Here is an 11603-nt window from a genome sequence, read left to right as displayed (position 1 = left end):
GATGGCGGGATCGCCGCGCTTCTGGGAACGGGAAATCCGGCATCGCAGCCCTGCGCCCGGTTTGCCGGGGAGCATTGTTTTGAATGACTCTGTCAGCTTTCCAGGAAAGCCAAGTTGTTCGATTGTAGGCGGCATCGGCATGGATTAATTCTGGTAATAATGCCTGCTATCAAAATTTTGTTATTGGTGAGAAAATTTAACCGAATAAAATTTTTCGGAAGATAGTGCATGCTTGACAAGATCAGTAAGAAAATCCTGGCCGAACTGCAAAACGATGGTCGCATCAGCAATGTCGACCTGTCAGCCCGCGTCAACCTGTCCCCCGCGGCCTGCCTGGAACGCGTGCGCAAACTGCAGGAAGCCGGCTATATCCTGCACTACACCGCCCAGCTCAATCCACAGCTGCTGGACGTCGCCCTGCTGGTCTTCATCGAAGTCGTGCTGGACCGCACCACGCCGGAAGTGTTCGAAGCCTTCAGCCAGAGCGTGCAGATCATTCCCGAGGTGCTGGAGTGCCATATGGTGGCCGGCGGCTTCGATTACCTGGTCAAGGCGCGCGTCAAGGACATGAACGCCTACCGCGAATTCCTCGGCAAATCGCTGCTGCAGCTCAAGGGCGTGCGCGAGACGCACACCTATGCGGTGATGGAAGAGGTCAAGCACACCACCAAGCTGCCGATACGCTGAAAATGACCATGAACCGACTGATACTAGCGGCAGCATGTTTCGCCGCCCTGCAAGGATGTACCGCCGTGGATGAACCGAAAGCATCGCCACAAGCTGAAACGCATGCAGCTGACTCCGCAGCGGGCTGCGCTGCCGACAAGCAGGAAGACAATGCGCTGGTCGGCAAGACCGAACAGGAAGCCACGGCCCTGCTGTCCGGCTGCGTCTGGCGCATCGGCGAACGCGACGGCGAGCAGTTTGCCGGCACCATGGATTACCGGGAAGAGCGCCGTACATTGGGGATTGCCGCGGGCAAGGTGAGGTGGGTGCGGCGCGGTTAAGCCGATGTCGTAACGCGGCGTGACGATGATGGCGATGCCGGGATTGGCCTAGGTCGACCAGGGCAGATCGCTGAAGAATAAATGAGTAAATAGGGTCAGATACTGACCCTTCCCCACAAATAATCGATAGAAATCAAAGAACTAGTATTTTTGGATTGTCAGTTGCATGCATGAGCTGTTAGCTTTCTCCTACGTAGCGACCAAACTGCGAAAGAGAAAAGCGACTCATGCATGCAAGACGAATCATACAGAAATTGCTGGAAGATGGATGCCCTGGGGTCCATGCTAAACGCGCCAATAGCCTGGCGACAATGGTTCAGGCGGCACTAGGTGGCGGATTAAGTTTAATGGGCTTGAGCCGGCACTTGGCAAGTGCTGCGCCGATACGCCATCGCATTAAGCGTTGTGATCGCTTGCTGGGCAACAGCATCTCCAAACCATTTACGCAAGCCGGCGTCACAAAAATCTATGCGGGTGAAGAGGTTGAAGATCTATTCGGCACCAAGCGCGGCGATGAACGCGTTCCCGATGTGGTCGGCATCGCCCAGCAAGGAGTCGTCTGGGCCGGCGGCAACGCGCATCAGGACAGGCATGTGCCTATCGTAGTGTGGGGCGCTGGCATCGCACACCAGTCGAATGACGATCATGTCGAGACTACGCAGATTGCCCCGACCATCCTCTCATTGCTGGCGCTCGATCCGAGGGAATTGCGGGCCGTGCAGATTGAGCGCACCAAGGCTTTGCCGGATTTGCATTGATCGGCAATGCCCTCGGTTTCAGGTACTGGCGCGTATCGCCAGCCTGAAACCAAGATCGACGCTGGCTTTTTCCACCGGCTCGCGCTTGAGCATTTTGATCAGCAGCTGCGCCGCGGTAAAGCCGATGTCGTAGCGCGGCGTGACGATGGTGGTGATGCCGGGATTGGCGTGGGCCGACCAGGGCAGATCGTTGAAACCGGCGATCGCCATCTGGCCGGGCACCGAGAGGCCGCGGCGCTGGCATTCGAACAGCACGCCCAGCGCCAGGTCGTCGTTGCAGCAGAATACGGCGTCGCATGCCGGCGTCTGCTGCAGGATCTGGCCCAGCATCCTGGTGCCGAGTTCCACCGTCGACGGCGCCGGCGTCAGTACTTCGATATCGGTTGCCAGGCCGGCTTCGGCCAGCGCGCGGCGATAGCCGTGGCGCCGTTTCATCATGCGCGGGTCGAGCTGGGCGCCGAGGAAGCCGGGATGGCGGTAGCCGCGTTCGATCAGGTGGCGGGCGATGCTGTAGCCCGCTTCTTCATGCGAAAAGCCGACCGCGATCTCGCTGCCTTGCGGGTTGATGTCGAACATGCGCACCGCCGGCACATTGTGCGCCGCCAGCTGTTCGCGCAGCGCGTCCTGCTGTTCTATGCCGCTTAACAAAAAGCCGTCCGGCGCATGCGCCAGGTAAGTGCTGATCAGCTGGCTTTCCTTGTCCGGGGAATAACCGCTTTCGCCGATCAGGAATTTATAGCCGTGCTGGTTCAGGCTGTCGCGAATCCCTGTCAAGGTCTCTACGAATACCGAGTTGCTGAGCGACGGCACGATGACGCCGATCACCTGCGATTTGGCCGAGGCCAGCGTGCTGGCCGCCTGGTTCGGCACGTAGCCGAGCTGCTTGATCGCTGCAGTAATCCGTTCGCGCGCTTCCAGCTGCACCAGGGCAGGCGTCTTCAGCGCCCGCGATACCGTCATCGGACTGACGCGCGCCAGCCGCGCGACGTCCACGATGGTGACTCTGCCGCTGGCGCGGCTATGGCGTTGTTGCTTGAATTCCGGGCTGTTCATGGGTGATGGGAAGGTTAAGGTCTCTGTGCGCCTGGCTTATTGCCAGCGGTTTTTGTTTATTGTCTGCGGGCCTGCCTGCTGGATCTGCGCCGGGCTACGGCTCCGGCCTGCGAATGGTGTCCGCAGATCTTGTCCGTGTATCTTGTTTGTTCACCAGCGCGTCCAATGTTACACGCAAGCCGAGTCACATTGTTATGCATTGTTGTCGTTTCCTTGGAGTAATGATACTACCCGCGCAGGCGCTCTTCTTGCGGATTTACCCGGAGGGACAATGTTAGCGCTAACACATGATGTATCATCGCTGCCTTCGGCCAGCGCCGCACAAGTACTACAATTGGGCGCGAAGGCCGGCGTCAGGCCGGCTCCGCCGCCACTATCCATCGATCAAGAGGACGTTCATGCAGCAGCCAGAATACATGCTCGGCGTAGATATCGGCACCACCAGCACCAAGGCGGTGCTGTTCACCACCCAGGGGCAGATCGTGGCGCAGCACGCGGTGGAATATCCGCTGCTGTGCACGACGCCGGGCATGGCGGAGCAGGATCCCTTGCAGATCTATGAAGCGGTGCTGAGCACGATCCGCAACGCTGTCAGCGCCAGCCGCGTCGACCCCGGCCAGATCGCGCTGGTCTCTTTCAGCGCCGCCATGCACAGCGTGATTGCAGTGGACCAGGACGGCCAGCTGCTCAGCAACAGCATCACCTGGGCCGACAACCGCGCCGGCGCCTGGGCCAACCGCATCCGCGACGAGCTGGACGGCCATGCGATCTACCTGCGCACCGGCACGCCGATTCATCCGATGTCGCCGCTGTGCAAGATCATGTGGCTGCGGCACGAGCAGCCGGAATTGTTTGCGCGCACCGCGCGTTTCGTCGGCATGAAGGAATACGTGCTGTACCGCCTGTTTGGCGCATGGCTGGTCGACCATTCGATCGCCTCGGCCACCGGCATGTTCAACCTGCAGCAGCTGGACTGGGACCAAGGCGCGCTGAGCATGCTCGGCATCAGCCCGGCGCAGTTGTCGACGTTGGCGCCGACTACCCACCACCTGAGCGGCCTGGCGCCTGCGGTGGCGCAGCAACTGGGACTGCCGCCGGCGACGCCGTTCGTGATCGGCGCCAACGATGGCGTCTTGTCCAATCTCGGCGTCAACGCCATCGGTCCCGGCCAGGTGGCGGTCACCATCGGCACCTCGGGCGCGATGCGGACCGTGATCGACTCGCCGAAGACGGATCCGGCCGGCCGCACCTTTTGCTACGCGCTGACGGCAAAGCACTGGGTGGTGGGCGGCCCCACCAATAACGGCGGCAGCATTTTCCGCTGGGTGCGCGATGAGCTGGCCACTGCCGAGTCGGCCGCCGCCACGCAGGCCGGAACCGACGCCTACGAGGCGCTCACCAAGATCGCCGAGGCGGTGCCGGCCGGCGCCGAGGGCTTGCTGTTCCATCCCTACCTGGCGGGCGAGCGGGCGCCGCTATGGAATGCCGATGCGCGCGGCTCCTACATCGGGCTGGCGATGCACCATGGAAAAGAGCACATGATACGGGCGGCGCTGGAAGGCGTGATTTTCAGCCTGTACAGCATCCTGCCGGCGGTGGAAGACCTGATCGGGCCGACCACCCGCATGATGGCGACCGGCGGCTTCGCCCGTTCGGCCTTGTGGCGGCAAATGATGGCGGATATTTTCGAGCGCGAAGTGGTGGTGCCGGAAAGCGTCGAATCGTCCTGCCTCGGCGCGGCGGTGCTGGGGTTGTATGCGCTTGGGAAAATCGAGACGCTGGATGCGATCGGCGGCATGGTGGGCGCTACCCATCGGCATTTGCCCAAGCCGGAGAACGTGGCGTTGTATCGCCGCCTGTGGCCGATCTACGCCGCTATCCCGAAGCTGCTGGAGCAGCAGTACCGGCAACTGTCGCAGTTCCAGCGCGAGACGGCGGTCAAGCCGTCTTGAACCGGGTGGGCATTTGTGCCCACGCGCGACCTATGCGCGTCGATGGTTCTGCGTGGGCAAAAAACCTGCCCACCATCTTGTTTCTTAATCTTCGTCTTCGGGATCGATCAGGCTGAATTTCTCATGCGCGGTTTCGCTCAGGTGGCTGCGCAGCCATTTATGCGCCGGGTTGCGTGCATCGCGTTCGTGCCACAGCATGTCGACGTGTACGGCGGGCGTCGGGAACGGCAGCTCGCGCGCCACCAGCACGTCGGTCATGCCGGTGGCGCCGATCAGGTGGCGCGGCAGCACGGTCAGCAGATCGGAGCTGGCGACCACGCGGCCGGCGGTGAAGAACTGGTTCACGGTCAGCAGGATGCGCCGCTCACGCCCCATCGCCGCCAGGGTTTCATCGATCAAGCCATGCGCGCGGCCGGAAAAACTCACCAGCAAGTGATGCGAGGCGCAGTAGTTATCCAGCGTCAGCACCTGGCTCGCCAGCGGATGGTTCTTGTGCATCACGCACACGTATTCGCCGGTGTACAGGCGCTCGTGGTGTATCGGCGAAGCGCTGGTGGTCTGGCCGCCGGCCAGCTGCGCCGCTACGCCGGGGAAAAAGCCGACCGCCAGGTCGACATCGCCGCGCAGCAGCATCTGGCGCGGATCGCGGGTGGTCAGCGGCACCATGCGGATGTTCATTTGCGGTGCATTGCGCTCGATGGTGCGCACCAGCGCGGGCAGCCACAGCGCGGCGGTGGCGTCCGCCATCGCCATCTGGAAGGTGGTGTGGGCGCGCGAAACGTCGAAGGTTTCGGGCGTGATCGCGGTTTCCAGGTCGGTCAGGGCGCGCCGCACCACCGGCCATAGCTCCTCCGCGTGCTGGGTCGGCTTGACGCCGTGCGCGGTGCGGATCAGCAGCTCATCGTTGAGCGTGTCGCGCAGCCGCTTCAGGGCATTCGATACCGCCGGCTGCGTCATCGCCAGGCGGCTGGCCGCGCGCGTCAGGTTTTGCTCGGTCATGACAGCGTCGAAGACGCGCAGCAGGTTCAAGTCAAGCGTTAAAAAACTCATGTCTGGATATAAGGTTAATTGTTTTTAGTTAATTTTTGGCCGGCAGGGCCGCGGAAATTATTTGGTCCGCAAGAAATATTCACAGATTCTATAACTGTTATATGAAAGCGCAATGACAGAATTTAAGATGCACCAGAATATTGCATCGCCGCATAAGCTGCATATCAGGCTGGATTATGTCTGATATATAAAATCGTTGCCATGAGGAAATTTAAGAAAAATCGAATTTCCCTTCACAGCCTTTATATTACACACATCGGGCGGACAATGAAGGTGCAGAGGCTTTCTCTGGAAACCGGCCATTATTCGTCGAACACATAACTGATATCCAAAATCAGAATTGGCAAGCTTCTCTCGCAATCAATATACTGCAATGCAACAACATCATTGAAAAGTAGTCGGTATGTCTTTATTCGCTTTTGCTCTGCCCGCTGAAATGGCCCTGTTCGATGCTTCGGCGCTGCTCGCAGCCGCTGCAGCCGCGCTCCGGCCGGTGCTGGGATTGGGCGCACTGGCGACCTTGATGGTGGTTTTCAAACCGCTTTGGATGGGGATCTTGCGTGCCGCCTTGATATTGATCAAGCCGCGCAAATCGCTGGAACAGCGGATAGCCCGCAGTAAGTTCAAAGGGCAGCAATTGATGCGCCGCCTGGCTAACGACCAGGCCGTCAGCCAGCCTGTCCTGGCCGCCGAACTGCGCATGCTGGCTGGCCGCGATTAACCATAAGGAGTTTTCCATGCACCAATACATCTACCACGACGAAGACGGCTTCCCGACTTTTGCAGTCATGCAATGGCTGCGCGCACAAGTCAGCCGCGTGCTGGCCTGGATGGGCCTGAACGGCCTGTAATACGCCGCATCCGGCAGTACTGTACCGTTTTTAGATTTTCTGACGTCTCCTCTTTCCTGCGATGGAAGGATTCGCCCTGCTGCCTATGTGACAGCGGGGATTTTTTTGGCCGCGACCGAGTCAGGATGAAGCATAAAAAAACGCCCGCATATCGCGGGCGTTTTTGTTTTGCGGCACGGCAGTCTTATTCAGCCAGGCGTTTTTCCAGCGCCTGCTTCACATCGGCCAGCTGCTGCGGCAGATGGTATTTCAGCTTCTCGAACAGTTCCGTGTGCAACGCGGTCTCGGCTTGCCAGGCAGCCTTGTCGATCGCGGTGATGGTATTGAACTGCTGTTCGCTGAAGTCCAGCCCTTCCCAGCTCAGGTCGGCATAGCGCGGCGTGACGCCGAACAGATGTTCGACGCCGCCGGCGCTGGCTGCACTGGCGCCGTCCAGCCGTTCCAGCATCCACTTCAGCACGCGCATGTTGTCGCCGAAGCCAGGCCAGACGAACTTGCCATCGGCGTCGGTGCGGAACCAGTTGACGCAGAAAATCTTAGGCAGTTCGGCCTTGTCTTGCGCTGCGAGTTTCTCGCCCAGGGTCAGCCAGTGCTGGAAGTAGTCGCTCATGTTGTAGCCGATGAACGGCAGCATGGCGAACGGATCGCGCCGCACGATGCCTTGCTGGCCCGCTGCAGCAGCGGTGGTTTCCGAACCCATGGTGGCAGCCATGTAGACGCCTTCGACCCAGTTGCGCGCCTCCGTTACCAGCGGCACGGTAGTGGAGCGGCGGCCGCCGAAAATGAAGGCCGAGATCGGCACGCCGGCAGGATCGTCCCAGGCAGCGTCGATCACCGGATTCTGGATGGCGGCAACGGTAAAGCGGGCATTCGGATGGGCCGCCTTGGCGCCGGTTTCCTTGGCGATCGCCGGCGTCCAGTCCTTGCCTTGCCAGTCGATCAGATGCGCCGGCGCTTCCTTGCTCATGCCTTCCCACCAGACATCGCCGTCGTCGGTCAGGGCGACGTTGGTGAAGATGGTGTTTTCGCGCATCGACGCCATGCAGTTGTGGTTGGTCTTGTCGTTGGTGCCGGGAGCGACGCCGAAATAGCCGGCTTCCGGATTGATCGCATACAGGCGGCCGTCGGCGCCCGGCTTGATCCAGGCGATGTCGTCGCCGATGGTGGTGACTTTCCAGCCTTCGAAACCGGCAGGTGGAATCAGCATGGCGAAATTGGTCTTGCCGCAGGCGGACGGGAAAGCCGCCGCCACGTAATGCTTCTTGCCGGCGGGGGATTCAACGCCGAGGATCAGCATGTGTTCCGCCAGCCAGCCCTGGTCGCGGCCCATGGTGGAAGCGATGCGCAAGGCGAAGCACTTCTTGCCGAGCAGGGCGTTGCCGCCGTAGCCCGAACCGTAGGACCAGATTTCGCGGGTTTCCGGATAGTGGACGATGTACTTGGTCGGGTTGCATGGCCAGGCCACGTCTTTCTGGCCGGCCGCCAGCGGGGCGCCGACGCTGTGCACGCAGGGCACGAAGTCGCCGTCGCTGCCGAGCACGTCATACACCGCCTTGCCCATGCGCGTCATGATGCGCATGTTGACCGCGACGTAAGGCGAGTCGGATAGTTCGACGCCGATGTGCGCAATCGGCGAACCCAGCGGACCCATCGAGAACGGCACCACATACATGGTGCGGCCTTGCATGCAGCCGTCGAACAGGCCGTGCAGGGTGTTGCGCATTTCCGCCGGATCGGTCCAGTTGTTGGTTGGGCCGGCGTCTTCCTTGTTCGCCGAGCAGATGAAGGTGCGGTCTTCCACCCGCGCCACGTCGGACGGATCGGAGCACGCCAGGTAGCTGTTCGGACGTTTTTCCTGGTTGAGTTTTTTCATGGTGCCGGCCGCCACCATTTCGCTGCACAGGCGGTCGTATTCGGCTTGCGAGCCGTCGCACCAGTAGATGCGCTCCGGCTTGGTCAGGGCCGCGATTTCAGCGACCCAGTTGATCAGCTTTTGCTGTTTGACATACTCCGGCGCATTCAGTGTGGCGATGCCACCCATACGGGGTTGATTCATGACTACTTACCTCCAATACCAATAAAGAAATCTGCTGTTGCCCGCCGGGGGAGTCGCGGAAGGAGTCGCGGAACATGGCCGGCTGGCGGAATGCTGTTGCGCTCACTGCGAGCGGCGAAAAATGAAATAATGGTCAGCTCTTGGACAACCGTCATCAACCGGGTTTTACTGCTGGCAAAGGCCGCACACCGCAGGCTGAAGTTGTTTGTTTTATGTTCATTTGGTCGGAAAAGTCGGCCGATTGTACACCCGATTTGTAGTGAAAATGACCAACTATTGTAGTAAGGTATTTCCCATTTTCCGGATGCTGTTGCTTTATTACGCAGCAGCCGTTTTTTCACCGTTTTTGATTGAAAAGCCGCTATGAAAATTGCCGTACTGGATGATTATCAGGATTGCGTGCGCCATCTCGACAGCTTCAAGCTGTTGGACGGCCACGAGGTCAAAGTGTTCAACAATTCTGCCCGCGGCCTGGGCCAGCTGGCGATACGCCTGGCCGATTTCGAGGCGCTGGTATTGATACGCGAACGCAGCAGTTTTTCCAAGGCCCTGCTGCAAAAATTGCCGAAGCTGAAACTGATCTCGCAAACCGGCAAGGTCAGCGGCCATATCGATGTCGAGGCCGCTACCGCGGCCGGCATTGCGATCGTCGAAGGCATCGGCGATCCGACCGCGCCGGCCGAGCTGACCTGGGCCCTGATCATGGCCGCCAGCCGCCGCATTCCGCGCTATGTCAGCAACTTGCAGGAAGGGCAATGGCAGTCGGTCTCGGCGCTGCCGCAAAACAATGTGCTCGGCACCGTGCTCAAGGGGCGCACGCTTGCGGTCTGGGGCTATGGAAAAATCGGCCGCATGGTTGCCGGCTACGGCAAGGCCTTCGGCATGCGGGTGCTGGTCTGGGGCCGCGACGGCAGCCGTGCCGCGGCGCTGGCGGATGGTTACCAGGCAGCGGAATCGAAACAGCAATTCTTTGCCGAGGCGGATGTACTGACGCTGCATCTGCGCCTGAACGACGCCACCCGCGGCATCGTCGAGGCCGCCGACCTGGCGCAGATGAAAGCCAGCGCGATTTTCGTCAACACCAGCCGCGCCGAACTGGTGACGGACGGCGCCCTGCTGCCCGCCTTGCAGCAAGGGCGGCCGGGCTATGCCGCGCTGGATGTGTATGAAACCGAGCCGCTGGCGCCGGATTCGCCGCTGCTGCGGATGGAGAACGTGCTGGCTTCGCCGCATCTGGGCTATGTGGAAAAGGACAGCTATGAGCTGTACTTCCGCGCAGCGTTCCAGAATGTGGTCGAGTTCGCCAAGGGCACGCCGAAGAATGTCTTGAATCCGGACGCGCTGCGGCCAGATTAGTCGTCGTCGGCGCCGTTAGGCAGGATCAGCTTGTTCAGCCTGGCCGCCGGCATCGCCAGCGCGGTGTCGCGCCACATGCCTTGCCAGCCGGGCGGCCACGGCAGCGGCGGGCCGCTGTATTCCGCCAGGTTCTTGCGCACCGGGATCACCGGCAGGCTGTTCGGCATCGGGCCCTCGCTCCAGCCCAGGCTGAAGGCGTAATCGGGCAGCAAGGCGTCGCAGACCTTGGCAAACCAGTGGCTGTGGTCTTCGTCGCGCCCGAGCGCCTGCGCCAGCCCGTGCGGATCGAACTGGGCCAGCGCGCTGGCCAGCTCGGGCACGCTGGCGCCCGGCTGGTCGCCCCAGCCCATGATCGGATTGAAGTTGTAGTCGGCGCCGGAGCCGTACCAGCCTTCGCGCCGCGGCCTTTCCATCCAGCTGCGCCGGCCGCAAAACAAATGCCAGCGCCAGTGCAGGCCGGACGGCTTGGGCCAGCTGTACAGGTACAGGCGCTGATAGCCGGCGCGATGCAGCTCGCGCACCAGCGCCATCAGGCGCGCATGCGGCATGCGGTCCGGCGGCGCGTGGCGGAACAGGATCGCTTCGCCATCCGCATGCTGCAATTCATCCGACGACAGGTTCAGATCGAGGGTCCGCATCTCGCTGCCGAAACGCGCGGAGACCCAGCCGGTCAGCAGATTGACCGACGTGATGACGCCGTAGCCGCGGAAGCGGTGGAAAATGACGGTGCCGGGAGCGATGGGTTTCATGATCTGAAATTCTTTAAAAAAAGCGCGCATGCAAAAATCAAATGTTACCAGTGTAGCCGCTGCGCCGCGTTTTCCTAGGGTAGCCGAAAGGCGCAACATCGATTTGCTTAGCTGAGTATAATCAGCCTACCCCAAGGCAGAAAGGACTAGCCATATGAAGCAACGTCCACCAGTACCCGACGAGCAATCAGGCAAGCAGTCCATCGACCAGGCTTCCGGCGGGTTCACCGCCGGCAGGCGCAAGCTCATGTTGCTGGCCGGTGCAAGTTTCGCCATGATGAGCATCCCCCACTGGCTGCAGCAAGCCTCAGCCCAGAGTAGCACTCCAGCCGCCCCTCCCGCCAGCGCCAACACCCAGCAGCAAAGCGATTTCATGGCCCTGTCGGCATTGCTGACCGCCACGCCGAAACTGAACGCGCGCATCGGCGCCAGGATTTACAGCGCGCTGAGCGCGCAGGCGATCGAATTTGAAAAGCAGGCGGCGGCGCTGTGGCAATACAGCCAGGACCATAAGATCCAGGATGTCGATAACCTGGCTTCGGCAGTCGGCAGCGATAGCGCGTTGTCGCTGGTGCTGCACCGGATCGTCAGCGCCTGGTACCTGGGCGTGGTGGGCGATGGCGGAGTGACTGGCGGCGCCAAGGTGATCGCTTTCGAGCAGGCGCTGATGTTCGACCAGGTGCGCGATGCCGTCGTCGTGCCGACTTATTGCCGTGCCGCTCCCGGCTACTGGGTGACCCAGCCGGCAGTATTGAAAGCGAGGGCTTGACC

At 61.0% G+C, this 11603-nt stretch carries 12 protein-coding genes; 7 read left to right on the top strand and 5 right to left on the bottom strand.

Going from position 1 to position 11603, the window contains the following annotated elements; genetic code table 11:
- Window positions 1–228: 228 nt before the first annotated feature.
- From AC07V8_RS11355 to AC07V8_RS11345, 3 genes are all read left to right on the top strand, one after another.
- Window positions 229–687: an Lrp/AsnC ligand binding domain-containing protein gene (locus tag AC07V8_RS11355; protein ID WP_014008389.1), complete on the top strand. Its 459-nt coding sequence runs from the start codon at window positions 229–231 to the stop codon at window positions 685–687.
- 8 nt (window positions 688–695) lie between these two features.
- Window positions 696–1007: a hypothetical protein gene (locus tag AC07V8_RS11350; protein WP_494678434.1), complete on the top strand. Its 312-nt coding sequence runs from the start codon at window positions 696–698 to the stop codon at window positions 1005–1007.
- 365 nt (window positions 1008–1372) lie between these two features.
- Window positions 1373–1765, top strand: coding sequence for a hypothetical protein (locus tag AC07V8_RS11345; RefSeq protein ID WP_494678435.1), 393 nt, complete (start codon window positions 1373–1375; stop codon window positions 1763–1765).
- An 18-nt stretch (window positions 1766–1783) separates the two neighbouring features.
- Here the strand turns inward: AC07V8_RS11345 and gntR are convergent, their stop codons facing one another.
- The gene (gene gntR / locus AC07V8_RS11340) at window positions 1784–2818 is read right to left on the bottom strand and encodes an HTH-type transcriptional regulator GntR (protein WP_494678436.1); all 1035 of its coding nucleotides are present in this window, start codon (window positions 2816–2818) and stop codon (window positions 1784–1786) included.
- Window positions 2819–3216: 398 nt separating this feature from the next.
- Between gntR and gntK the strand changes: the two genes are divergently transcribed.
- Window positions 3217–4770: a gluconokinase gene (gene gntK / locus AC07V8_RS11335; protein ID WP_494678437.1), complete on the top strand. Its 1554-nt coding sequence runs from the start codon at window positions 3217–3219 to the stop codon at window positions 4768–4770.
- Between the two features lie 84 nt (window positions 4771–4854).
- On the opposite strand, the gene AC07V8_RS11330 is transcribed toward gntK, so the two are convergent.
- The gene (locus AC07V8_RS11330) at window positions 4855–5820 is read right to left on the bottom strand and encodes a LysR family transcriptional regulator (RefSeq protein WP_494678438.1); all 966 of its coding nucleotides are present in this window, start codon (window positions 5818–5820) and stop codon (window positions 4855–4857) included.
- Between the two features lie 403 nt (window positions 5821–6223).
- On the opposite strand from AC07V8_RS11330, the gene AC07V8_RS11325 reads away from it, so the two are divergent.
- Window positions 6224–6541, top strand: a complete 318-nt coding sequence (locus tag AC07V8_RS11325; protein WP_494678439.1) for a hypothetical protein — start codon at window positions 6224–6226, stop codon at window positions 6539–6541.
- A 314-nt stretch (window positions 6542–6855) separates the two neighbouring features.
- On the opposite strand, the gene AC07V8_RS11320 is transcribed toward AC07V8_RS11325, so the two are convergent.
- Window positions 6856–8727, bottom strand: coding sequence for a phosphoenolpyruvate carboxykinase (GTP) (locus AC07V8_RS11320; protein ID WP_494678440.1), 1872 nt, complete (start codon window positions 8725–8727; stop codon window positions 6856–6858).
- Window positions 8728–8729: 2 nt separating this feature from the next.
- Window positions 8730–9068: a hypothetical protein gene (locus AC07V8_RS11315; RefSeq protein ID WP_494678441.1), complete on the bottom strand. Its 339-nt coding sequence runs from the start codon at window positions 9066–9068 to the stop codon at window positions 8730–8732.
- Between the two features lie 22 nt (window positions 9069–9090).
- Here AC07V8_RS11315 and AC07V8_RS11310 point away from each other — a divergent pair, with 22 nt between their 5' ends.
- Complete coding sequence (locus tag AC07V8_RS11310; protein ID WP_494678442.1) at window positions 9091–10083, top strand: D-2-hydroxyacid dehydrogenase family protein; 993 nt, start codon at window positions 9091–9093, stop codon at window positions 10081–10083.
- On the opposite strand, the gene AC07V8_RS11305 is transcribed toward AC07V8_RS11310, so the two are convergent.
- On the bottom strand, window positions 10080–10832 hold the full coding sequence (locus AC07V8_RS11305) for an L-asparaginase (RefSeq protein WP_494678443.1): 753 nt from the start codon (window positions 10830–10832) through the stop codon (window positions 10080–10082). The two genes, AC07V8_RS11310 and AC07V8_RS11305, sit on opposite strands and share 4 nt — an antisense overlap.
- Before the next feature lie 154 nt (window positions 10833–10986).
- On the opposite strand from AC07V8_RS11305, the gene AC07V8_RS11300 reads away from it, so the two are divergent.
- Window positions 10987–11601: a sorbitol dehydrogenase family protein gene (locus AC07V8_RS11300; RefSeq protein WP_494678444.1), complete on the top strand. Its 615-nt coding sequence runs from the start codon at window positions 10987–10989 to the stop codon at window positions 11599–11601.
- Window positions 11602–11603 lie beyond the last annotated feature (2 nt).

The sequence above is a fragment of the Collimonas sp. GW821-FHT02H07 genome (genome assembly GCF_059421505.1).
This window is presented reverse-complemented; position numbering and strand designations above follow the sequence as displayed.